Source organism: Achromobacter denitrificans NBRC 15125, assembly GCF_001571365.1.
Taxonomy (GTDB): Bacteria; Pseudomonadota; Gammaproteobacteria; order Burkholderiales; family Burkholderiaceae_B; genus Achromobacter; species Achromobacter denitrificans.
This window is the reverse complement of sequence record NZ_BCTQ01000002.1, coordinates 187,664-209,182: the sequence shown is the minus strand read 5'-3', so window position 1 is coordinate 209,182 and position 21,519 is coordinate 187,664. Positions and strand designations below refer to the sequence as shown.

19 protein-coding genes are annotated in these 21,519 nt (G+C 66.4%); 12 read left to right on the top strand and 7 right to left on the bottom strand.

Annotated features, from left to right (window positions below; genetic code table 11):
- Nucleotides 1–11 precede the first annotated feature (11 nt).
- From ADE01S_RS03285 to ADE01S_RS03270, 4 genes are all read right to left on the bottom strand, one after another.
- Nucleotides 12–974 carry a bifunctional GNAT family N-acetyltransferase/nucleoside diphosphate kinase regulator gene (locus ADE01S_RS03285; RefSeq protein ID WP_062680030.1) on the bottom strand — a complete coding sequence of 321 codons (963 nt, stop codon included), beginning with the start codon at nt 972–974 and terminating at the stop codon, nt 12–14.
- Nucleotides 975–1,121: 147 nt separating this feature from the next.
- Nucleotides 1,122–2,039 carry an MBL fold metallo-hydrolase gene (locus ADE01S_RS03280; protein WP_062680029.1) on the bottom strand — a complete coding sequence of 306 codons (918 nt, stop codon included), beginning with the start codon at nt 2,037–2,039 and terminating at the stop codon, nt 1,122–1,124.
- A gap of 28 nt (nt 2,040–2,067) precedes the next feature.
- Nucleotides 2,068–2,901 (bottom strand): alpha/beta fold hydrolase, encoded by an 834-nt coding sequence (locus ADE01S_RS03275; RefSeq protein WP_062680028.1) that lies wholly within the window; start codon nt 2,899–2,901, stop codon nt 2,068–2,070.
- 177 nt (nt 2,902–3,078) lie between these two features.
- A complete protein-coding gene (locus ADE01S_RS03270) occupies nt 3,079–4,164 on the bottom strand; it encodes a calcium:cation antiporter (protein WP_062680027.1) in 1,086 nt (361 codons plus the stop codon).
- A 124-nt stretch (nt 4,165–4,288) separates the two neighbouring features.
- Here ADE01S_RS03270 and ADE01S_RS03265 point away from each other — a divergent pair, with 124 nt between their 5' ends.
- From ADE01S_RS03265 to ADE01S_RS03245, 5 genes are all read left to right on the top strand, one after another.
- A complete protein-coding gene (locus tag ADE01S_RS03265; protein ID WP_062680026.1) occupies nt 4,289–5,368 on the top strand; it encodes a flavodoxin family protein in 1,080 nt (359 codons plus the stop codon).
- A gap of 140 nt (nt 5,369–5,508) precedes the next feature.
- A complete protein-coding gene (locus ADE01S_RS03260) occupies nt 5,509–6,024 on the top strand; it encodes a sigma-70 family RNA polymerase sigma factor (protein WP_062680025.1) in 516 nt (171 codons plus the stop codon).
- Nucleotides 6,021–7,019, top strand: a complete 999-nt coding sequence (locus tag ADE01S_RS03255; RefSeq protein ID WP_082775674.1) for a FecR domain-containing protein — start codon at nt 6,021–6,023, stop codon at nt 7,017–7,019. Before ADE01S_RS03260 ends, ADE01S_RS03255 begins: the two co-directional genes overlap by 4 nt.
- A 123-nt stretch (nt 7,020–7,142) precedes the next feature.
- Nucleotides 7,143–9,551 (top strand): TonB-dependent siderophore receptor, encoded by a 2,409-nt coding sequence (locus ADE01S_RS03250; protein ID WP_087881314.1) that lies wholly within the window; start codon nt 7,143–7,145, stop codon nt 9,549–9,551.
- Between the two features lie 37 nt (nt 9,552–9,588).
- Nucleotides 9,589–10,107 carry a sigma-70 family RNA polymerase sigma factor gene (locus ADE01S_RS03245; RefSeq protein WP_062680023.1) on the top strand — a complete coding sequence of 173 codons (519 nt, stop codon included), beginning with the start codon at nt 9,589–9,591 and terminating at the stop codon, nt 10,105–10,107.
- On the opposite strand, the gene ADE01S_RS03240 is transcribed toward ADE01S_RS03245, so the two are convergent.
- A complete protein-coding gene (locus ADE01S_RS03240; protein WP_062680022.1) occupies nt 10,108–12,258 on the bottom strand; it encodes a TonB-dependent siderophore receptor in 2,151 nt (716 codons plus the stop codon).
- A 240-nt stretch (nt 12,259–12,498) separates the two neighbouring features.
- The gene (locus ADE01S_RS03235; RefSeq protein ID WP_062680021.1) at nt 12,499–13,437 is read right to left on the bottom strand and encodes a LysR family transcriptional regulator; all 939 of its coding nucleotides are present in this window, start codon (nt 13,435–13,437) and stop codon (nt 12,499–12,501) included.
- A 91-nt stretch (nt 13,438–13,528) separates the two neighbouring features.
- On the opposite strand from ADE01S_RS03235, the gene ADE01S_RS03230 reads away from it, so the two are divergent.
- Genes ADE01S_RS03230 through ADE01S_RS03220 form a run of 3 tightly spaced genes read left to right on the top strand, consistent with a single transcriptional unit; the run spans nt 13,529 to nt 16,487 of the window.
- Nucleotides 13,529–14,299 (top strand): enoyl-CoA hydratase-related protein, encoded by a 771-nt coding sequence (locus ADE01S_RS03230; RefSeq protein WP_062680020.1) that lies wholly within the window; start codon nt 13,529–13,531, stop codon nt 14,297–14,299.
- A gap of 26 nt (nt 14,300–14,325) precedes the next feature.
- On the top strand, nt 14,326–15,303 hold the full coding sequence (locus ADE01S_RS03225; RefSeq protein WP_062680019.1) for a tripartite tricarboxylate transporter substrate binding protein: 978 nt from the start codon (nt 14,326–14,328) through the stop codon (nt 15,301–15,303).
- A 14-nt stretch (nt 15,304–15,317) separates the two neighbouring features.
- Nucleotides 15,318–16,487: a CaiB/BaiF CoA transferase family protein gene (locus tag ADE01S_RS03220; protein WP_062680018.1), complete on the top strand. Its 1,170-nt coding sequence runs from the start codon at nt 15,318–15,320 to the stop codon at nt 16,485–16,487.
- Nucleotides 16,488–16,550: 63 nt separating this feature from the next.
- Here ADE01S_RS03220 and ADE01S_RS03215 read toward each other — a convergent pair whose 3' ends face one another.
- Nucleotides 16,551–17,333 (bottom strand): IclR family transcriptional regulator, encoded by a 783-nt coding sequence (locus tag ADE01S_RS03215; protein WP_062680120.1) that lies wholly within the window; start codon nt 17,331–17,333, stop codon nt 16,551–16,553.
- 108 nt (nt 17,334–17,441) lie between these two features.
- Here ADE01S_RS03215 and ADE01S_RS03210 point away from each other — a divergent pair, with 108 nt between their 5' ends.
- The 4 genes from ADE01S_RS03210 to ADE01S_RS03195 are packed head-to-tail and all read left to right on the top strand — an operon-like array spanning nt 17,442 to nt 21,418.
- A complete protein-coding gene (locus tag ADE01S_RS03210; RefSeq protein ID WP_062680017.1) occupies nt 17,442–18,434 on the top strand; it encodes a Bug family tripartite tricarboxylate transporter substrate binding protein in 993 nt (330 codons plus the stop codon).
- 20 nt (nt 18,435–18,454) lie between these two features.
- Nucleotides 18,455–19,648, top strand: a complete 1,194-nt coding sequence (locus tag ADE01S_RS03205; protein WP_082775687.1) for a CaiB/BaiF CoA transferase family protein — start codon at nt 18,455–18,457, stop codon at nt 19,646–19,648.
- Nucleotides 19,649–19,671: 23 nt separating this feature from the next.
- Entirely contained in the window at nt 19,672–20,424 is a 753-nt protein-coding gene (locus ADE01S_RS03200) for an enoyl-CoA hydratase/isomerase family protein (RefSeq protein WP_062680016.1), read from the top strand.
- Between the two features lie 16 nt (nt 20,425–20,440).
- Entirely contained in the window at nt 20,441–21,418 is a 978-nt protein-coding gene (locus tag ADE01S_RS03195; RefSeq protein ID WP_062680015.1) for a Bug family tripartite tricarboxylate transporter substrate binding protein, read from the top strand.
- Nucleotides 21,419–21,519: the final 101 nt, after the last annotated feature.

The following is a 21,519-nucleotide window of genomic DNA, read 5'->3' as shown; positions in this document are numbered from 1 at the left end:
CAAGGGCGGACCTACAGGTGGAAGTGGCCCGCGGCTTCCGGCTGGTAGAGCACTTTCCTGATCCCGATCCGGCGGGTCCGATCCGAAATCCGCCAGTCGATGGCGTCCCCCTCCTGGTAGCCCAGGATGGCGGCGCCGATGTCGGAGCACACGGAATGCTTGCCGGCGCTGCTGTCGGCATCCTCCGGGTAGACCAGGGCCACTTCGATTTCGTCGTCGTCCAGCTGCAGCAAGGCCCTGGAGTTCATCGTGACGACATTGCGCGGCACCTGCTCCGGCTTGACGACGATGGCCCGCTCAAGCTCATGTTCGAGCTCGACGACGGCCGGACCTTGTTCGAGCTCGATCAGGCTCTTGAGCCGGGCTTTGTCGATCTCAGTGACGTAGATCTCGGTGGAGTCGCCAACGGTATCTTCGCGCAAGAAGCGGAGGTAGCGCCCCGCCGTCATGGAAAACGACTTCAATGTCGGCGTTTCCGTCTCAAGCAAAAAGCCGCTGCGCAGAAAGGCTTTCAGCGAGCGCTCGTTGTCCGGGTGGATCTTGGCGATGAGCTTCTCGGCCCGCATGTCGAGGAAGGCCAGTTTCATGCCTTCGCGGATCGTGCTGGCGCCGAGGTTTCGGCCCCATTGGTCGCAGTCTCCGATGACCAGGACGATCTCGCAGTTGGGGCCGGTCTTGATGAGACGGACGAAGCCCACCGGGGCATCATGCCGGTCATAGGCCATGAAGAATCGGCCGCCCTGGTTGAACAAATGGGTCAGGATCGGCAATTGCGTCCGATCGATGGCTTGCTCGATGAAGCGGGAGACGTGGCGCGAATCGCTCAGGTAGCAGGTGACGCGCTCGTCTTCCAACCAATCCATCAGCGTCAGCGCGTGTGCCCGCGTAATTTCCGGGCACAGCGAAATGAAAGGCTTGTTCATCTTCACCACACTTATTTGTAAAGGATGAAAGCCCTTCATGGCGATGGCCATGACGGTTCTTTCGGAAAACCGCTCATTTTAGGACGGAATGCGAGCCGATGCAGAACACCCGCCGCGCGCGTTGCCTCCAACTGGCCGGACGGGGTTTTGGGGCAGTTGCCGCGCAACGGCAGCGGGGCGCTCCCGCAAAGCGTGCGATCAGTAGTCCCAGATGACCGGCACCCAGCGGAAGGCGTCGCCGTCGACCGCCACCCGTCCGACCGAAGGAAAGGGCAAGTGGGCGGCCACCAGCAGTCCGCGGTTCTTCGCCAGTTCCTGGAAGAGCGCGATACGGACGCGGGCCGATTCCTCGGGATCGTGTTCGAAGCCGTTGTGCCATTCGGGATGGTCGAAACCGACCGGGAACACGGCGTCGCCGGCGAAAGTCAGCCGTTCGCCTTCCGACACCAGGTCCACGACGCTGTGCCCAGGGGGGTGCCCGCCGGTGAGGCGGACGATCACGCCCGGCGCAACCTCGTGCCGGTCCTGGAAGATCCGCAGCCGGTCGCGGTACTCCTCGTAGAAGCGGGTGGCCGTGGAGCGGAGCACGGCGGGCACGGGCTTGGGCATGACGGTGTGGGAGAAGTCGGGCGACGTCCAGAACTCGACTTCCGTCTCCGACACGTGGACGCGCACGTCGGGGCTCAGGCGTTCCTTCACGCCGGGCACGAGCAGGCCGCCCACGTGGTCCATGTGCATGTGGGTGATGATGATGTCCGTCACGGACTCCAGCGCGATACCGGCTGCCTCCAGCCGCTGAGGGAACTGCCCCGCCCGCGGGAAGCCGGCGAACTGCCCGCCCAACCCGGCGTCGATAAGAATGGTCTGGTTGCCGCTGCGGGCCACCATCACGTTCAGCGGCCAGTCGAAGGCGTCGGGCGGCATGAACATGTGTTCCAGCCAATTCGCCAGGTCGGCCGGATCCGCGTTCGTGGCCATCGTGGCGGTTGGCAGCGGCAGCACGCCGTCGCTGACCACCAGCGCATCGATCTCTCCGATCTGCACGGCGTAGCGGGATGGAACCAAGTCGATGGGGGTTTCGACGTTGATGGGCAAGGTGTGGTCTATGGCAAGCATGACGAAATCTCCGGGAAGGCGCGGCCGCTCAGGCGGACGCGCGAAGGAAGGCGAGCAGATCGGCGTTGATGCGGTCCTGCATGGTGGCGGTGAGGCCGTGGGGCGCGCCGGGGTAATAGATCTCCTTGGCGGTCTTCACCAGCCGCGCGGCCTTCTTCGCGGAATCGTGCACGGGCACGATCTGGTCGTCTTCGCCGTGCATGAACAAAGTGGGCACGTCGATCTTCTTCAGGTCTTCGGTGAAGTCCGTCTCGGAGAAGGCCTTGACGCACTCGTACGCGTTCTTCTGGCCGCTCTGCATGCCCCACAGCCAGAACTGGTCCAGCAGGCCCTGGGAGACCTTGGCGCCGGGTCGGTTGGCGCCGTAGAAGGGGATGGCCAGGTCCTTGTAGAACTGCGAGCGGTCGCCTTCGACGCCCGCGCGGATGCCGTCGAAGACGTCGATGGGCAATCCTTCGGGGTTCGCGGCCGACTTCAGCATGACGGGCGGCACCGCGCCGATGAGCACCGCGCGGGCGACGCGCTTGGTGCCGTGCCGTCCGATGTAGCGCGCCACCTCGCCGCCGCCGGTGGAGTGGCCGACCATCGTGATGTCTTTCAGGTCTAGCGCGTCGATCAGCTGCGCCAGGTCGTCGGCATAGCCGTTCATGTCATTGCCGGACGAGGGCTGCGACGAGCGCCCATGTCCGCGTCGGTCGTGCGCGATGACGCGAAAACCATTGCGCGCCAGGAAGTGCATCTGTCCGTCCCAGGCGTCCGCGTTCAGCGGCCAGCCGTGGGAAAAGGTGACGACCGGGCCTTCGCCCCAGTCTTTGTAGTAGATCTGCGTGCCGTCCGTGGTGGTGAGGATGTTGGCGTTCATGAGTGTGCTCCGATAGGGCGTGGGGGGCTGCGAGAGGGGACAGGGATGAATGCATCGTAGGTCGGGCGTCCGGCACGCGGTAGGCCTGCCGCCGGAAGCACTCTGTTGTGCCGCGCGCACCAATATGCGAAGCGTGGCAAGCGTGTCGTCGCGGGGCTGGCAGGCGCGGTCGCGCCGCTACAGCCCCAGCCCGAGCAGCATCAGGAACGCGCCGAACAGGATGAAGTGCGTCATGCCTTCGATTGCGTTGGTCTGGCCGTCGTTGAGGTTGATGGCCGCCACCAGCAGCGTCACCAGCATCATCAGCGTCTGCAGCGGCGTCATGGCCATATCGATGCGCTGCCCGGAGATCAACGCCATGGCCTCCATGGCGGGCACGGTCAGGATGACCGTGGATAGCGAGGCGCCCAGGGCGATGTTGACCACCGATTGCATGCGATTGGCGAGCGCCGCGCGCAGGGCGGTCAGCATTTCCGGCGCGGCCGAAATGCCGGCCACGATCAGCGCGACCAGGCCGACCGGCACCTTCATGCCCGCGAGGCTGCGGTTCAGCGAATGCGACATCAGTTCGGCCAGCGCGCCGACCGCGATGATGCCGGCCGCCATCACGGCGACCGATTGCCGCCGGTTCGGGTAGCCGGAGGCGGGCGAGGGCTGGCGGGTCTTCTTGTCCGGATAGCTGTAGCTGAAGAAGTAACTGTGCGGACCGGTTTGCATGCGGAGGAACACGCTGTAGAGCAGCAGCATCGCCACGATGGTGAAGCCGCTGTACGCGCGCCAGCTCGGCTGCGGCACGAATTCGGGCACGATCATCGAGACCGTCACCGCGGTCAGGATCATGACGCTGTAGGTGCGCGCGGAGTCGTCGTTGTAGGCTTGCTCGCCATGCTTGAAGCCGCCGATCAGCGCGGCCACCCCGAGGATGCCGTTGATGTCCAGCATCACGGCCGAATAGATGCTGTCGCGCACCAGGGTGGGCGAGCCGGCCCGGGAGGATACGATCGCCAGAACGATGACTTCCACCAGGACGGCCGACAGCGTCAGGATCATGCTGCCGTAGGGGTCTCCCAATTTCTGGGCGATGCGTTCGGCGTGGCGCGCCACGCTCAGCGAAGCGGCCAGGATGGCGGCGATCAGGACGGCGGTTTCGAGGAGGCCGGCAAACCGGCCGTAGCTGCTCAAGCGGGTGTCGGCGGCGTACCCGGCGATCGCGATCGCACAGGCCAGGAGCAGGAATTTCTCGGACTGCAGAATGGATTTCATCTGGACTCCGCGCGCCGCAATAGTGCGAGGCTAGCACGCGCAGGCGCCGCCTTGGAGCGGCCGGCGCGGGCATGAAACTTGCTGCCGGATGCATCCGGCACGCCTGCCATTTCGGAGAACCGCCATGACCGACGCCAAACCGATGGTGCGCAAGGGGCAATACGCCGGCGAGTTGGCCCGCGAGACTTTCCGCGAGCGCTTCATGCGGCGTTTCTACGACCCGGCCTTCCAGGCCGAGCACGCGGCGCTGGAACGCCTGGAGGAGATCGCGTGGGAGGCCTACGAGCAGGGCCGCAAGTCGCCCCGCACCGTCAAGGCCGGCCCCGGCTTCGCCGATCCCGATTACGAGTTGTCGGTGGAGTGGAAGGAAACGCGTGACCGGCTGGCCCGCGCCGAGCAAGCGCAGCAAGACCCGCGCACGCCGTCGCGCGTGCTGGTGGTGGCGGGCGCGGCGCGCAATGACGGCACCTGTCCGGGCGAGGTCTCCAAGAGCTGGCGGCTGGCGCGCATCGTCCTGGAAGAACTGCAGTCGGGCGGCGCGCGGACCGATCTGCTGGACCTCAGCCGTCTGACGTCGGAATACCAGTGCCTGATCCATCCCTGCAAGGGCTGCGTGTCGACCGCGATGCCGCTGTGCCATTGGCCTTGCAGCTGCTACCCCAACCATTCGCTGGGCCAGGACAACGACGCCATGGCGGAGATCTACGAGCAATGGGTGTCGGCCCATGGCGTGATCCTGGTGGCGCCCACGTACTGGTACCAATCGCCCAGCCCCTTGAAGCTGATGATAGACCGGCTGGTGTGCGCCGACGGCGGCAATCCCGACCCGACGCTGACCGGCGGCAAGGATCCGCTCAAGGCCAAGCAGGTCGAACTGGCGGGCTGGTCGTATCCCAAGCATCTGGCCGGGCGAGCCTACGGGCTGGTGGTGCACGGCGACGTGGCCGGCATCGAGGGGCAGCGGCGAGCGTTGAGCGACTGGCTGGACTGGATGGGCCTGATCGACGCGGGCGCGGCCTCGCGGCTGGAACGCTACATCGGCTATTACCGCCCCTATGCCACCAGCCATGATGACCTGGACCGGGATACGGCGGTGCAGCAGGAGGTGCGCAATGTGGCGCGCGCGATGCTGAATTGCCTGCCCCGGTTGCGGCGGGGCGAGCTGACGCCGGACCCGGGCATCCGCGACCCTCGGCCGAAGTGATGGCGGGGCGGGAGTTTGGGGGCGCACAGCGCGGCCCCTAAGGCCGGCAGGAGCGGCGACTACTAATCTCAATAGATAATAGTTATCATTGCTATTATTGAGGGTAAAGTCCGGCAGCAGCAACTTTGGAGGTCCATCCCATGTCCAGCAGCGACGCGGTCTTGCACCGTCGAGCAGAGACGCTCTACGCCGAGCATCATTCGTGGCTGGCAGGATGGCTGCGCCATCGAATGGGCGGCGAGGATGTGGCCGCCGATCTGGCGCAGGATACGTTCCTGCGGGTGCTGACGTCCCGGGAGTTGCCGTTGTTGCTGGAGCCGCGGGCGTTCCTGGCGACCATTGCGCGGCGCCTGATGGCCAACCATTATCGGCGCGAGGCGATCGAACGCGCCTACCTGGAAATACTGGCGACCCTGCCCGAGGCGAGGATGCCCAGCCCCGAAGACCGCAGGCTGGTGCTGGAAGCGCTGTGCGCGATCGATCGCGCGCTGGACGCTTTGCCAGCCAAGGCGCGCGAGGCCTTTCTGCTGGCCCAGTTGGAGGGCATGAAATACGAGGACATCGCCGCCCGCCTGGGCGTGACCACGCGAACCGTGGGCAACTACATGGTGCGCGCGGTGCAGGCATGCTTCTTTGCCCAGGAGCATTCCGCTTGACTCGGAAGGCGGAAGGCGCGGCCATGTACGCGGGCGGCTTGCCGCTGGCGCCGCGCGTGGCGGAAGAGGCGTCGCGCTGGTACGTGCTGTTCATGTCGGGCGCCGCCACCGACGAAGACAGGCGCGCGTGGCGCGATTGGTGCGCGGCGGACCCGGACCACGAGCGGGCCTGGGACCATCTGGCGCGCGCCGACGCCCGGATGCGGGAGCTGGCGGGAAAGCCGGCCTACGAGGCCTTGTCCCGCGAACGCCGGCAGCAGGGCAGGCGCCGCGCGCTGCTCTCGGCTGGATTCTTGGCCGCCTGTATCGGGCCCGCGATCTGGGCTGCCGATCGAAACCGCTGGTTGCGCCTGTCGCCGGATTTCACGACGGCTGTCGGCGAGCGGCGCGACGTCGACCTGCCGGACGGCACGCGTATCACGCTGAACACGGATACCGGCATCGACGTGCGCTTCGAGGGCGGTGAACGGCTGATCCGGCTGCGCCGCGGCGAAATCCTGGTTGCGACGGGCCACGCGGCGCAGTACGCCTCCATGCCGTTGCGGGTCGAGACCGAGTTCGGGCGCGTGCATGCGCTGGGCACGCGTTTTTCGGTGCGCCAGGGGAAGGAAGCCACGCATGTCGCGCTGTTCGACGGGGCCGTGGAGATCAAGCCCGTGGGCCAAGGCGCCGCCGGGCTGGTGCTGGCCAAGGGGCAGACCGCGAAGGTTTCCGAAGGGCGGGCCCAGGCAACCGGGCCGGCCGGCGAGGCCGACATGGCATGGCTGCGGGGCGAACTGGCGGCAGACAACATGCCGCTGGCGGAATTCCTGGCCGAACTCAGCCGTTATCGGCCGGGTGTCATCTCGTGCGACGAGCGCGCGGGCCGGCTGCGGATATCGGGCCTGTTTCCTCTGGCCGACACCGACCGTGTGTTGGCCGCGGTGGGCCGGCTGCTCGACGTCCGGATCGTCCGGCGGACGCCTTACTGGGTCGTGGTTTCGGCGCCGGGATGATCGCTGGCCGCGGCGGCCGCCGCGATGCACCCAGAAATATTTCGAGCAAACCTTTCCGGTTCTGGTTTTTCGCGTGTCCTCTTTATTGAACAGGACCGAAATCCAAGGCGACGAAACGGCATCATGGCCAGGCACACAGGCGGCGACACGGGCATTGCCCTGTCCCATCCAGGGGCAGGCGGGCGCGCATTCGTCGCCATATTGCTGTTGGCGTTCGCCGCGCTGATCGGCCAGGCGGCCCGCGCGCAGGACGGCCCGGCGCCGCGCGACAGCGCCAGTCTGCGCTACGACGTGCCCGCGGGGCCGCTGGTGACGGTCTTGCAGCGGATTGCCAGCCAGGCGGGCGTCATGCTGGTGTTCGAGCCCACGCTGACGCGCGGCCTGGAAAGCGACGGTCTGAATGGCCGGTACACGGTGGAGCAGGCGTTCGCGCAGGTGCTGGGCGGCTATGGGCTGGAGGCCTATCAGGATTCTCCGGCCAGCTTCCGGGTCAGAAGCGCGGGCGCGACGCCGACGGCCTTGTGGATGTCTCCGACGCTGGTGTGGGGGGCGGCCACTGGCGGGGAAGGTTTCGTGGCGCTGTCCGCCGTGGCCGGGACCAAGACCGCCACGCCCCTTGTGCGAGTGCCGCAATCCGTGTCGGTCGTGACCAACCAGGAAATGCAGGCGCGCTATGCGCGCACCGTTCCGCAGGCGCTGCAGTACACGCCTGGCGTGCAGATCAATAATTTCGGCAGCAACGAAATCCGCAACGACTGGCTGGTGCTGCGCGGCTTCGATGCCAAGCTGACGGGGGACTATCGCGATGGCCTGAGCCAGATGCCGTATGACCAGATCCGCGCGCACATGCCGGCCTATGCCCTGGAAAGCGTCGAGGCCGTGCGCGGCCCTTCGTCGGCGCTGTACGGGCAGGTGGCGCCTGGCGGCATCGTCAACCGCGTGACCAAGCGCCCCACCGGGACCGTGCTGCGCGAGGCGGCCATTCAAGCCGGATCCTTCGACAGCCGGCAAGCGTTCATGGACCTGGGCGGCCCGGCCAACGAGGCCGCCAGCATCAGCTATCGCCTGACCGCGACGGCTCGCGAAGCCGGTACGCAGGATCGATACGACGGCGACCACCGCTACCGCGACGACCTGGCCTACGTGGCGCCGGCTTTCCGGTGGCGCGACGCCGACACCTCGTTCACGCTGCTGACGCACTACCAACGCGATCGCAACGATGGCGAATCGCGCGCGTACTATCCCGCGCGCACGCTGGTGGGCGACTATTCCTACGACCGCAATGACCGCGATTTCTACAGCGTCGGGTATCTGCTGGAGCATCGATTTAGCGACGCATGGTCGTTGCGGCAGAACGCGCGCTACCAGCAAGGCCGCATGACGCTGCGCAATCTGTATCCGCTGGCGCTGGCCGCCGACGGCCGCAGCTTGTCGCGCCTGCAATTGCAGGCCGGCGAACGCGCCCACGGCGCTGCCGTGGACACGCAGATGGAAGGCGTGCTGGAGGGCGCAGGCCTGAAACACAGGCTGCTGGCCGGCCTGGATTTCCGGCGCCTGTCGGGCACTCAGGACTATCGCCAGGCAATGGCGCCTTCGCTGGATATCCACGATCCCGTGTACGGGCAGCCCATCGCGGCGCTGGGCCCGGACAAGACGACGTTGGACGTCCGGCAGGTCAGCACGCAGTGGGGGCTGTATGCGCAGGACCAGATCCAGGCGGGGCCGTTGACGCTGACGTTGGGCGCTCGTCATGACCGCTACACCGATAAGACCGACGACCGCCTCGCGGGCACCGATAGCCGCGGACAGGACCGGGCCACCACCTGGCGCGCGGGCCTGTCGTATGCGTTTGCCCCGGGCGTGGCGCCGTATGCCAGCTATGCCACCGCATTCGTGCCGCAAGCGGGCACGGCCTTCGACGGGTCGCCGTTCACGCCTGCCGAGTCCGACCAGGTCGAGGTGGGCGTCAAGTATCAGCCGCCGGAATCCAACAGCCTCTACACCATTGCGCTATTCAACCTGAACCAGCGCAATGCGCTGACGGCGGACCCGGACCCCGCGCACGCGGGCTTTAGCGTGCAGTCGGGCCGCCTGCGTTCGCGCGGGCTGGAAATCGAGGCCAAGCTCAGCCAGGGCGATGGCTGGGACCTCGTGGCCGCCTACACCTACAACGCGGTGACCAACGTGTCCGGCAATGATGGCGCAGCGGGCAAGACGCCGATCGTCACGCCGCGGCACATGGCGGCCGTCTGGCTTGGCCATCGCTTCTCGCAAGGCCCGCTGTCCGGGTGGAACGCCGGCGTGGGCGTGCGCTATATCGGCCCGACGTATGTCGACGTGGCCAACACGATGAAGAATCGCGGCGCCGCCGTGGCGGATGCCTCCCTGGCCTACGAGACCGGCGCGTGGCGCTTTTCGGTCGACGCCATGAACCTGCTGAATAAAGAAACCGTGGTCTGCCGCAACGACCGCGTCAATTGCCGATATGGCGTCGAACGCACGGTGCTCGCCGCCGTCGCGTACCGCTATTGATCCCCGCCGGGCGGCGGCGTGCGAGAGGAGTCACATCATGTCGAGCCCCCCTGCCATCAGGGACGAGCTGGCGGCCCTGTACCTGGCCCACCGGCGCAAGCTGCTGCACACGGCGACGCGCATACTCGGGTGCCGCGACCAGGCTGATGACGTGGTGCAGGACACGTATCTGAAGCTGCTGGAAGGCCCGCCGCCGCGGGACGTGCGCGAACCGGTGGCGTACCTGTTCCAGACCGTGCGCCATCTCTCGATCGACTACCACCGCCGCCGCGTGCTGGAGTCCCGACTGTTCGCGGGACAAGAGGACGGCCAGCATGCCGTCTCCGCGTCGCTGGCCGAAGAGGCGGCCGTCAGCCATCAGGCGATGGCCCTGGCCGCGGACGCGCTGCAGAACATGTCGGCGCGCACGCGCCGCGCCTTCGAATTGCACCGTCTAGAAGGATGCACGCAGCGCGATGTGGCGCGCGAGCTCGGGGTGTCGGCCACGCTCGTCAATTTCATGATCCGCGATGCCGACGTGGCGCTGAGCTCGTGCCGCGAGTATCTGCTGCCCTAGTTACCAGCGGTAGGCCGCCGTGGCCATGACGGTCCGTTCCAGGCCATAGCGGCAGTTCACGGTGTTGTTGCGGCACACGATGGTCTCCTTGTTGAACAGGTTCGTCGCGTCGACCGCAAAGCGCCAGTTGCGCAGTTGGTAGTGCAGACTGGCATCCACCATGAACGACGAGCCGTTTTCAATGGTGTTGGCGATGTTCGCGTACGTTTTGCCCACGTAGCGCACGCCCACTCCCATGCCCATGCCTTGCAGTACGGTGTCCGGCAGCGTGTAGTTCACCCACGCGGACGCCATGTGGCGCGGCGTGACGATGGGGGTGTTGCCTTCTTCGGCCGGGTTGTTGCTCTGGTTCACCTTGACGTCGTTCAACGTATAGGAGGCGATCAGGTCCAGGCCGCGCATGACGTTGGCCTTGCCTTCCAGTTCGATCCCGCGCGAACCGATCTCGCCGGTCTGTACGCTGAAATTGGTGTTGCGCAGGTCGGGCGTCAGCGCATTGCGCTGGGTCAGGTCGAACACCGAGAGCGCCACCATGCTGTTGGAGCCGGGCGGCTGGTACTTGATGCCGAACTCGTATTGTTCGCCCTTGGTGGGCTTGAACGGCGTGCTGTCCAGGCCGGCTCCGATTTGCGGCAGGAACGACGTGGAATAGCTGACATACGGCGTGATGCCCGAATCGAACAGATAGGCCAGGCCCAGCCGGCCCGTGAACGCCGTGTCCTGTTGCCGGGTCGTGACGCTGGTCAAGCGGTTGTCGCTGCTGCTGCGCGCCCAGTCCTGGCGCGCGCCCAGCGTCACGACGACATTGTCCACCTTGATCTGATCCTGCAGATAGACGCCCAGCTGGCGGCTCACGTCCTTCTGGTCGATGATGGTATTGGCCGCGGGCGGATATGGAATGTCCTGGTCGTAGACGGGATTGTCCAGGTCCAGATTGGGCGCCAGGCCTTGGCGATACCACTGCTGGCCATCCTGGAACCGGTAATCCAGCCCGGCCAGCAGCGTGTGCGACACGCGGCCCAGATTGAAGCGGTATTCGGCCTGATTGTCGATCGCCACGCCGTCCATGCTTTCCTTGGACACCAGCGTGTACCGGCTGATGGTGTGGCCGTCGGCCAGCAGGCGCAGGTTGTACAGGTCGCGTTGATCCAGCTTGCCATGCTGGTAGCGGGCGTTCTGGCGCAGCGTAAACGCATTGTTGACGCGGTGCTCAAGCAGGTAGCCGATGGCGTATTGCTTGCGGTCGTACTTGTTGAAGCCGTAGTCGCCCACCGGCACGTGGGTGGGGAACACGGGGCGGGATTCTCCGTCGGTCTGGTCGTGTTGGTAGCTCGTCAGCAGCGTGAACGAGGTGTCGGCGTTGGGCCGCCACGTGAAGGCGGGCGCGATGTAGCCGAGATCGTCCGGGTAACGATGGTCGCTGTCGTATTCGGCCTGCGTGCCCGCGTCGCGCAGGATGCCGGTCAGGCGGTACAGGTACTTGCCGTCATTGTCGATGGGGCCGCCCAAGTCGAAGGCTGCCTGGCGGCGATCGAAATTTCCGCCTTGCAGCACGATTTCGCCGAAGGCGTCGGCGGTGGGGCGCTTGGTCACGCGATTGACCAGCCCGCCCGGCGCCACTTGGCCATACAGCACCGACGACGGTCCGCGAATGACCTCCACGCGTTCCAGCGCGTAGGGATCGGTGCGCGCGCGGATCTGGTCGTATGGCAGTTGGCTCAGGCCATCGCGGTAATCCCCGGTGATCTTGGCGTCGAAGCCGCGCAAAACGATCCAGTCGTTGCGGACTTCGGCGCCGCCGAAGTTGCTGATCTGCACGCCAGGCACGTACTGGATCGCCTGCGACACCGTCTGCACGCCGCGGTCCTGCATTTCCTGCGCGCCGACCACCGAGACCGATTGCGGAATCTCCAGGAGGCTGGTCGGGGTCTTGCTGCCCGTCAGGGTCTCGCGGGCCACGTAGCCGTTGACCGGTCCGGTGGCGGCGTCCGTTTGGTCGCCCAGGACGTCGATGGATGGCAGCGTGGGCACGGCGGCGCCACCGGCCGATTGCTGGGCGTGGACGGGCGCGGCAATGGCCAGGCCCACGATCAGCGGATAGCAAAGAGGGCGGCGCGCGAGCGCGCGCGGGGTATTGCGAGGAGTCTTCATGGTTTGTGCGCGTAGACGGGGCTGGAAGAAGCCCCTTGTTATTGGCGTGACGACGCCACGCCGCGACGGCGATGATTGGACGCAAGGCGCTTGCCTTGCGATTCATGCTCATATTTCTAGACGAACGAGCGTCGGCGCCGTTTAACCCCGCGCCTTAAGTTTCTGTGTTCTGCGGGGTGGGCGCCGGCTGGCCGGGCATCAGTTGCAGGCCGGCCGATACGTCGAACCGTTCAGGGCTGGTCAGCCAGGTCTCGTCGTACGCGAGAGCGTTGTCCTCGCGGCGCCCCGCTGCGCCAGCCTCGTCAGGAGCACGTCCAGGAAATGCCGCGTGGACACCGACGGACGGGCCTGGCTGCGCTGGATCAGCGAGATCTGGTGCACCGTGGGCGAGACGCCGCGGAGGGCCAGTGTGCGCATGCCCCATTGCTCGGCGATAGTTGCCGCGTAGCCCGGTACGATCAGCACGCCGGCGCCGCGGCGCACCAGGCCCAGCGCCGCGGTCAGCGTGCCGGCCTCGATCGCGCTGGGCAGCGTGACGCCCTGGGTGGCCAGAATGAGGTCCAGGCTGCGGCGCACGCTATAGAAATTGCGCAGCGAGATATGGTTCCACGCCGCCAGTTCCTTCAGCGCCACCGAGGCGCGGCGGTTCAGGGGATGGGCGGCGTCGATCACCACGCGCATGCCGTCTTCCAACACCACTTCCGATTGGATGCCCGGGATGCGCATGTCGATCGCGCCCAGGCCGAAATCGACGGTGCCCGCCCGGACGCTTTCGACCGTCTGGTCCGTGGAAAGCTCGTGCAGCTCGAATTGGATGCCGGGGTAGCGGGTCCGGTAATCGGAGATCACGTCGGCGAGCAGGCCATAGATCATCAGCGGCGACGCCGCGATGCTGACCTTGCCGCGCTCAAGCGAGATCAGCTCTTCGACGCTGCGCGTGGCCGTCTGCATGGTCGCCACGACGTCTACCGCGAAGGCGTGAAACTCCCGAGCCGCGTCGTTCGGCGTGACGCGGCGGGTGCTGCGGTCGAACAGCACCAGATTCAACTGCGATTCCAGCTCGGCGATCATTTTGCTGGCGGCCGACTGGGTGACGTGCAGCCTCGCCGCGGCCGCCGTGAAGCTGCCGGTCTCGAACAGTTCCAGGAAGATGCGGAGTTGGCGGAAGGTGATATTCATTCCACGATGGACTTAGTAAAGTCTAAGAATTCCATTGTCTCATTAATGTGGCCAAACCTATGATGCCTCGCATCTACCCAGCGAGGCATGCATGCAGACCCAGACTCCCCAGTGCCATATCGACCGCCGCGCCGACGGCGTGGTCGCCATCACCTTTGACAACGGCCGGCTCAATTTGCTGACCTCCGAAGCCGCGGCGGTCTACACCCAGACGCTGCGCGCCCTGGCGCGGGACGAAAGCATCCACCTGCTGATCGTGCAGGGCGGGGCGGCCGCGTTTCTCGGCGGCGCGGACATCAAGTTCCTGAAGGACGCGGGCAAGGCCGACATCGACTCGTACATTCGCGGCGTGCACGCGTTGTGCGAGCAATTGCGCGACCTGCCGTTCCCGACGATGTCGGTGATCTCCGGTTATTGCCTGGGCGCGGGCATGGAGGTGGCGGCGGTATGCGACATCAAGGTGGCTGGCGCGGACGCGAAGTTCGGCATGCCGGAGGTCAAGCTGGGAGTGCCGTCCGTGATCCATGGTGCGATGCTGCCAGGCATGATCGGCTGGACCCGCACCCGCGATCTGCTGCTCAGCGGGCGGATGATACCCGCCCGGCAGGCCTGCGACTGGGGCCTGATCACGGACGTTGCGGCCGAGGGCGAACTGGCGCTGCGCGCGGCGGCCTGGCAGAAGGAATTGCTTGAAGGCGGGCCACAGGCCATGCGGATCCAGAAGAAGCTGATCCGCGATTGGGAGCGCATGCCGCTGGCCGAAGCCATCTCGATCGGGATCGACGCGCTGGTGTCGGCCTACGACACCGATGAACCCAAGCGGTATATGGAAGCCTTCCTGCTGCATCGCAAGCGCGCCTGAGAGCGCCGCCATCGAGGAGACAGACAATGAAACAGAAATCACGCATCAAGAATTGGCTGACGGGCGCGTGCGCGCTGTTGGCCGCGGCCGCGGCGGCGGCGTCGGCCGCGCCCTATCCGAGCCAGCCGGTCACGCTGGTGGTGCCGTTCGCGGCGGGCGGCATGACCGACGTGCTGGCGCGGCAGTTGGCCAAGACGATGCAAAGTCAGCTCAAGCAACCGGTGGTGGTGGACAACCGCACGGGCGCGGGCGGTGTCATCGGCGGAGAAAAAGTGGCGCGCGCGTCCGCCGACGGCTACACCCTGCTGGTCACGACCACCGCGCACGTGGTCAATCCCGCGATCACCAAGCAGTTGCCCTACGATACCGAGAAGGACTTCGCGCCGATCGCGATGCTGGCGCGCACCCCCAACGTGCTGGTGGTGAACCCCGCCGTGCCCGCGAAGACCTTGCAGGAACTGCTGGCCTACGCCAAGCGTTCCGGCAGCCTGAGCTACGGTTCGGCGGGAGTGGGCGGCACGACTCACTTGTCCGGTGAACTGCTGGCCAGCCGCAGCGGCGCTCCGTTGCTGCATGTGCCCTACAAGGGCACCGCGCTGGCGCTGAACGATCTGCTGGGCGGGCAGATCCAGGCCTCGTTCGTCGATGCGCTGACCGCCATCAAATATGTGCAGAGCGGCAAGCTGCGCGCCATTGCCGTGTCCACGCGAGAGCGCAATCCGATGCTGCCTGAGGTGCCCACCATCGCCGAGCAGGGCGTGCCCGGCTACGAGACCGAAATCTGGATCGGCTTCTATGCGCCCGCCGGCACGCCGCCGGCGCTGATCGAGCGCCTGAACGCGCTGGCGCGCGAATCCATGAGCGAACCGGCCTTCATCAAGCTCTTGGCGGAGCAGGGCACCACGCCGGGCGACATGGACGCGGCCGCGTTCCGCGAGTACGTGAGCGCCGAGATCCGCAAATGGGGCGATATCGTGCGCGACGCGCATATCGTGGTGCAGTGAGCGGAGACGCGGACATGGGAAAGCTTCCGTTGGACGGCGTGCGGGTGCTGGACCTGACCAGCGTCATCATGGGGCCTTACGCCACGCAGATGCTGGCCGAGTACGGCGCCGACGTGATCAAGCTGGAGTCGCCCGAGGGCGACATCATGCGCGAAATGGGACCGGCGCGCGAGCCGGGCATGGGGCCGGTGTTCCTGAACCTGAACCGGGGCAAGCGCAGCCTGTGCCTGGACCTGAAGGCGCCAGAGTCGGCCGCGATTCTGCGCCAGGCGGTGGAATCGGCGGACGTGTTCATCACCAATATGCGGGCCAGGGCGTTGAAGAAGCTGGGCCTGGATTGGGCCGCGCTCAGTGGCTGCAACCCTGGGTTGGTGTACGTATTCCTGTCCGGCTTCGCCGAGGACGGGCCGGATGCGGGGCGGCCGGCCTACGACGATTTGATCCAGGGCATGGTAGCGCTGCCCGATCTGGTGGCGCGCGCCGGCGGCGGCCCGCCCAGTTACCTGCCGCTGAATCTGGCCGACAAGACCATGGGCCTGTTCGCCGCGCAGGCCGTGCTGGCCGCGATGCTGCAACGCGAACGCGGCGGGACGGGGCAGTACATCGAAATTCCCATGTACGAGACCATGGCGTCGTTCGTGCTCGCGGACCATCTGGGCGCGGCCTCGTTCGAGCCGCCGCTCGGGTCGGCGGGCAATCCGCGCCTGTTGTCGCGCTACCGCCGGCCGTATAAGACGCTGGACGGCTGGATCAGCACCATCGTCTATACCGACCGCCATTGGGAGGCCTTTCTGAGGCTGGCGGGGGCGGGCCGCCTGTGGGAAGAGGACCCGCGCTTTCGCAGCATGGCCAGCCGCACGCGCCATATCGACGAGGTGTATGCCTTCGTCGACGAGCAGATGGTCTTGCGGACCACCGATGCCTGGCTGGCGTTGCTCAAGGATGCGGACATTCCCGCGGCGCAGTCGCCGGACCTGGACACGCTGATCTCGCGGTTGGAGGTGTCCGGGCAAGGCGTGGTGCGCCGCTACCGGGACCAGGACGGCAACGAGTATCGCGGCTTGGCGCCGGCCGCGCGCTGGTCCGAGACGCAGCCACAGGCAGGTGCGGCCGCGCCGCGGCTGGGCCAGCATACCGAAGAGATCCTGCGCGAATTGGCCCAACGGGCCGGACAGATGCGATAGCCGGATTCGGGGCCTTTAGCGGAATACGGCCTATCTTGCTCCGCCCCAGCGCGATAGCCGCTCTCAATCCAGAAAGCTCTTCAGGCTGTCCAGTTCGCGCCGCAGCAGGCGCGCGGTTTCCGCCTGACGCGCGATGGGCATGCGATCCGTGATGGCGCTCACGCTCATGGCCAGCACCGGCGTGCCGTCGGCGCGCGTCAGCGCGCAGCCGACTCCCAAGGCGCCGCTCACCGCGTAGTTCTGCATGACCGCGTAGCCGCGCTGGCGGGTATTGAGGCGCAGGCGGTCGATCATTTCGGCGCTGATGCCTCCGTACTCTTCCAGCCGCGGCGAATTGGCCTTCACGACCGCGCGGGCCTCGGCATCGGGCAGGGCGGACAGCAGCGCCATCCCCGCCGAGCCCACGCCCAGCGGATGCCGCTTGCCCGCATGGCTGGCCAGGATCTGCATCGGATAGTCGCCGATCTCGCGGTGTATGCCGACGGACTCGGTGCCGTCGCGGCCGATGAGGAATACCGCGTCGCCCAGTTGCCGGGCCAGCCTGCGCATGCCTTCGATGGCGGCGACGATCAGGTCCTGGCTTACGTCGGGCGGCGTCCACAGGCTGGCTTGCATTCGGTCGGCGTCGTCGCCGGCGAAGAAGCGCTTGCCGGCCTTGTTCCGGCGCACCCAGCCGCTGGCCTCAAGCGCCAGGAACAGGCGCTGCACATTGACCCGGTCCAGGCCTGTGCGGGCCGCAACCTCGGTCGCGCCCAGCCCGGCCGGCGCCGATGCCCGCAGCAGGCTGAGCACGTTTAGACCCTTGAGCAAAGTGCGGGGAGCGGAAGAGGGCGGGTCGGTTTGCATGTCTTGGGGCCAGTGGGTTTTGGTGTGCAATATGTGTACAGATTCTATATGAATATTGTGCATTTTCCGTACTATCCGGTTCCACCTGATCGGACAACGGAGACAACCATGCAGGGATCGTGGAGGCACTGGCTGCGGCCAGCATTGAACACCGGACTGGCGATGGCGCTGGGCGTTTGCGGATTCGCCGGCCACGCCCGCGCGGCCTATCCCGAGCGCGCCGTGACGTTGCAAGTGGGCTTCGCCGCCGGCGGCCCTACCGACGCCATGGCGCGCATGATCGCCACGGAGATCGGCGCGGAATTGAAGCAATCGGTCGTAGTGGAAAACAAGCCGGGCGCAGGCAGCAATATCGCAGCCTCGCAGGTCGCCCGTGCCAAGCCGGACGGCTACACCCTGCTGATGGTCGCCGTCACCAGCGCCATCAACCAGACCCTTTACGACAAGCCGGGCTTCAATCTCGCCACCGACTTCGCGCCCGTGGGCCTGGTCGGGAAAATCCCCAGCGTGCTGGTGGTGAACCCGAAACTGCCGGTGCACAGCGTGCAGGAGCTGGTGGCTTATGCAAAAGCCCATCCCGACACGCTGACTTTCGGCTCGTCGGGCAACGGCACCTCCATCCATATCGCCGGCGAGATGTTCAAGCGCGCCGCCGGCATTGACGTCACCCACGTGCCGTACCGCGGCAGCGCGCCAGCGGGCGTAGCGGTCATGGCGGGCCAGGTCTCTTATATGTTCGACAACGTGCCGACCGTGTGGCCCTTCGTGCAGACCGATCGCATGCGCGCGCTGGCGGTGACGACCAAGGAACGCATCGCCTCGGCGCCCCAGTTGCCCACCATGGCCGAGTCGGGCTTTCCGGATTTCGACGTGTCGTCCTGGTACGGATTGATCGCGCCCGCCCAGACACCGCCGGAGGTGATTCGCGTGCTGGACCAGGCCTTGCAGAAGGTGCTGGCGCGCCCCGACTTCCAGGAGCGCATGAAGGGCCTGGGCGTCATCCTGCAGCCGGGCACGCCCGAATCCTTCGGCTCGTTCATGAAGTCGGAAGTCGAGCGGTGGGCCCCCATCGTCAAGGCGTCCGGCGCCAGCAACGAATGAACGGCGAGGTCGCAAAGAAGATGTCCTGCGCAATCAGCAAGTCGGCCCTGAGCGGGGTCGTGGTCCTGGATGTGTCGCGCGTGCTGGCCGGCCCCTTCGCCGCTCAGATGCTCGGCGATCACGGCGCCGAAGTCATCAAGCTGGAGTCCTACGACGGCGACGACACGCGGGGATACGGACCTCCGTTCGTCGATGGCGACGCGCCTTACTACGTCGGCCTGAACCGCAACAAGCAGGACCTGGCCGTGGATCTCTCGGCGCCGGCCGGGCGCGAAGTCCTGTTCAAGCTGCTTGAGCGGGTCGACGTGTTGGTGGAGAACTTCAAGCTCAGCACCTGGCGCAAATGGGGCGTCGACGATCCGGCCGCATTGACGCGCCGCTTTCCGCGGCTGATCCACTGCCGGGTTTCGGGCTTTGGCGAAACCGGGCAGTGGGGCGGCTTGCCGGGCTACGACGCCGCCGTGCAGGCACTGTCCGGCCTGATGTCGATCAACGGCGATCCGGCGCTGGATCCCGTCCGCATCGGTATTCCGCTGGTCGATACGTCCACCGGCATGAACGCCGTCATCGGCGTGCTGCTGGCGCTGTACGAGCGCGAGAAATCCGGCCTGGGGCAGTCGATAGAGGTCACCCTGTTCGATACCGCGCTGGGCATGCTGCACCCGCATACCTCCAACGCGCTCAACGGCGGCAAGTCGGCGCGCACCGGCAACGGGCATCCCAACATCGTGCCCTATGACCTGTTTCCGACCCGCAGCGGAAAACTGTTCGTGGCCGTGGGCAACGATCGGCAGTTCGCGCGCCTGTGCGAAACGATAGGCAAGCCGGAGCTCGCCACCGATGAACGTTTTCGCAGGAATAGCGACCGCGTGGTGAACCGGGATGCCTTGCGCGAGGAATTGAGCGGGCAGTTGGCCGGGCTCGACGGTCAGCAGCTGTTCCGGCAGTTGATGGCCTTGGGCGTGCCTTGCGCGCCCATGCTGAGCGTGGAGCAGGCGCTGGCCATGGAGCACACCGCCACCCGGCAGATGTCGGCGTCCATCGGCCAATACCGCGTCACGGGTATCCCGATCAAGCTGGAGCGCACGCCCGGGGCCCTGCGCCTGCCGCCGCCGGCCATCGGCGAGCACAGCCAGGAAGTCATGCGGCGCTTCGGCTTCAGCGACGCGGCGATCCATGCCGCAATCGAGGCTGGCGCGGTGCACCAGGCTTGAGAAAAATAGACAAGGAGACTGCAATGATCAAGATAGAAGAGTCCGACTGCCTGGCGGTGGTCACGTATGACCGCGGCGAACGCCGCAACGCATTGTCCCTGCAGGCCATGAATGAACTCATCGACGTGGCGCACCGCTATGCGTCGCGCGTCGACATTACGGCCGTTGTGCTGGCGGGAAGCGCACAGGGCTTCTCCGCGGGCGTCGACCTGAAAGACCCGCAGCGCTGGGCCATCGAGGAGAAGTCGCTGGACGAGCGCCGCTACCTGGCCTCGACCGGCGCCCGCATGTGCAAGGCCTGGGAGAGCCTGCCGCAGCTCACCGTCGCCGCCATCGAGGGGTTCAACGTCGGCGGCGGCATTGCGCTGACGCTGGCTTGCGACTGGCGCGTCATGGCGGACGACGCCTTTCTCTTCGTGCCGGAAGTGCAGATCGGCATTCCGCTGGTTTGGCATACGGTGCCGCGCCTGGTGAACATGGTGGGCGCTTCGCGCGCCAAGCAGATCATGCTGTTGGGCGAGCGGATGCCGGCCGCCACGGCCCTGGAATGGGGGTTGGCCGACTGGCTGGCGCCGGCGGGGACGGCCGTCGAGCGCGCCACGGCGCTGGCCGGCCAGGTGGCGAAATCGCCGTCGCATGTGGTCAAGATGAGCAAGGAAAGCGTCAACGCCCATGCCCATGCCCTGAATTTCGTCAGCACCTATATGGACGTGGACCAGGCGCTCTTATGCGGCCAGAGCGCGGAAGCGCGCCAGGCGCGCGAAAAACTCATGTGACGCCGGGGAGACAGCCATGTTCAAGAAAAGCCTGATGGCGCTGCTTCCGGTCGCGCTGCTCTGCCATGCCGGCGCGGCGCGCGCGCAATGGCCCGAGCGGCCCATTACCTGGATCGTGCCTTTTTCCGCGGGCGGGCCGATGGATATCGTGTCCCGGCCGGTCGCCAAGAAAATGGGAGATATCCTGGGCCAGACGGTCATCGTCGAGAACCGCACGGGCGCCGGCGGCGCCTTGGGCGCCGACTACGTCGCGCGCGCCAAGCCGGACGGTTACGTCATCGGTATCGGCAGCGTGGGCACGCAGACCATCGTGCCCAATGTCGCCAAGTCGGCCAAGTACGACCCGATAGACTCCTTCTCCAACATCGGCCTGCTGGGCCGCTACACCAATGTCCTGCTGGTCGGCTCGCAATCGTCCATCGTCTCCGTCTCGGACCTGGTCTCGCAGGCGCGGCAGCCCGGCGCCAACGTCACCTTCGGCTCGGCCGGCTACGGTTCGTCCAACCATCTTTCCGGCGAACTGTTGCGCGCGCTGACCGGCGCGGCGATGACGCATATTCCCTATCGCGGCAGCGCGCCCGCGCTGACGGATCTGCTGGCGGGCAATACCACCTTCATGTTCGACACGTTCAACACCGCGATGTCGCGCATCCAGGCGGGCAGCCTGCGGCCCTTGGCCGTCACCAGTCCCAGGCGTTCGCCCTTCCTGCCCGACGTGCCGACCATGGACGAGGCCGGCATCGGCGGCTATGCGGCCGCCGGCGGCGAGTTGTGGTGGGGCGTGGTCGGCCCTGCCGGCATTCCCCAGCCCGTCATGGACCGTTTGAACGCCGCCCTGCGCGAAGCGCTGGCCGCGCCGGACGTGCAGCGCCAGCTCAAGGATCAGTATGTCGAGATCTGGAGCAGCACGCCGCAGGAATTCAGCGCGGTGGTCCGTTCAAGCTACCAAAGCTGGAACAAGCTGGTGAAGGACGCGAAGATCGAGGCGGAATAAGGCCGCGGATCCAGCGCCGCGAGTGGGGCTGGATCCGGTCGTTGTCCGTGCGTCATGGCGAGCGCCCACATGCATGGGATTCGGGCATGCAGGCGGCTTTC

Coding starts and splice junctions, on each gene's coding strand:
- ADE01S_RS03285 (WP_062680030.1), bottom strand. CDS start 974: ATGGCCATCGCCATGAAGGGCTTTCATCCTTTACAAATAAGTGTGGTG.
- ADE01S_RS03280 (WP_062680029.1), bottom strand. CDS start 2,039: ATGCTTGCCATAGACCACACCTTGCCCATCAACGTCGAAACCCCCATC.
- ADE01S_RS03275 (WP_062680028.1), bottom strand. CDS start 2,901: ATGAACGCCAACATCCTCACCACCACGGACGGCACGCAGATCTACTAC.
- ADE01S_RS03270 (WP_062680027.1), bottom strand. CDS start 4,164: ATGAAATCCATTCTGCAGTCCGAGAAATTCCTGCTCCTGGCCTGTGCG.
- ADE01S_RS03265 (WP_062680026.1), top strand. CDS start 4,289: ATGACCGACGCCAAACCGATGGTGCGCAAGGGGCAATACGCCGGCGAG.
- ADE01S_RS03260 (WP_062680025.1), top strand. CDS start 5,509: ATGTCCAGCAGCGACGCGGTCTTGCACCGTCGAGCAGAGACGCTCTAC.
- ADE01S_RS03250 (WP_087881314.1), top strand. CDS start 7,143: ATGGCCAGGCACACAGGCGGCGACACGGGCATTGCCCTGTCCCATCCA.
- ADE01S_RS03245 (WP_062680023.1), top strand. CDS start 9,589: ATGTCGAGCCCCCCTGCCATCAGGGACGAGCTGGCGGCCCTGTACCTG.
- ADE01S_RS03240 (WP_062680022.1), bottom strand. CDS start 12,258: ATGAAGACTCCTCGCAATACCCCGCGCGCGCTCGCGCGCCGCCCTCTT.
- ADE01S_RS03235 (WP_062680021.1), bottom strand. CDS start 13,437: ATGAATATCACCTTCCGCCAACTCCGCATCTTCCTGGAACTGTTCGAG.
- ADE01S_RS03230 (WP_062680020.1), top strand. CDS start 13,529: ATGCAGACCCAGACTCCCCAGTGCCATATCGACCGCCGCGCCGACGGC.
- ADE01S_RS03225 (WP_062680019.1), top strand. CDS start 14,326: ATGAAACAGAAATCACGCATCAAGAATTGGCTGACGGGCGCGTGCGCG.
- ADE01S_RS03220 (WP_062680018.1), top strand. CDS start 15,318: ATGGGAAAGCTTCCGTTGGACGGCGTGCGGGTGCTGGACCTGACCAGC.
- ADE01S_RS03215 (WP_062680120.1), bottom strand. CDS start 17,333: ATGCAAACCGACCCGCCCTCTTCCGCTCCCCGCACTTTGCTCAAGGGT.
- ADE01S_RS03210 (WP_062680017.1), top strand. CDS start 17,442: ATGCAGGGATCGTGGAGGCACTGGCTGCGGCCAGCATTGAACACCGGA.
- ADE01S_RS03205 (WP_082775687.1), top strand. CDS start 18,455: ATGTCCTGCGCAATCAGCAAGTCGGCCCTGAGCGGGGTCGTGGTCCTG.
- ADE01S_RS03200 (WP_062680016.1), top strand. CDS start 19,672: ATGATCAAGATAGAAGAGTCCGACTGCCTGGCGGTGGTCACGTATGAC.
- ADE01S_RS03195 (WP_062680015.1), top strand. CDS start 20,441: ATGTTCAAGAAAAGCCTGATGGCGCTGCTTCCGGTCGCGCTGCTCTGC.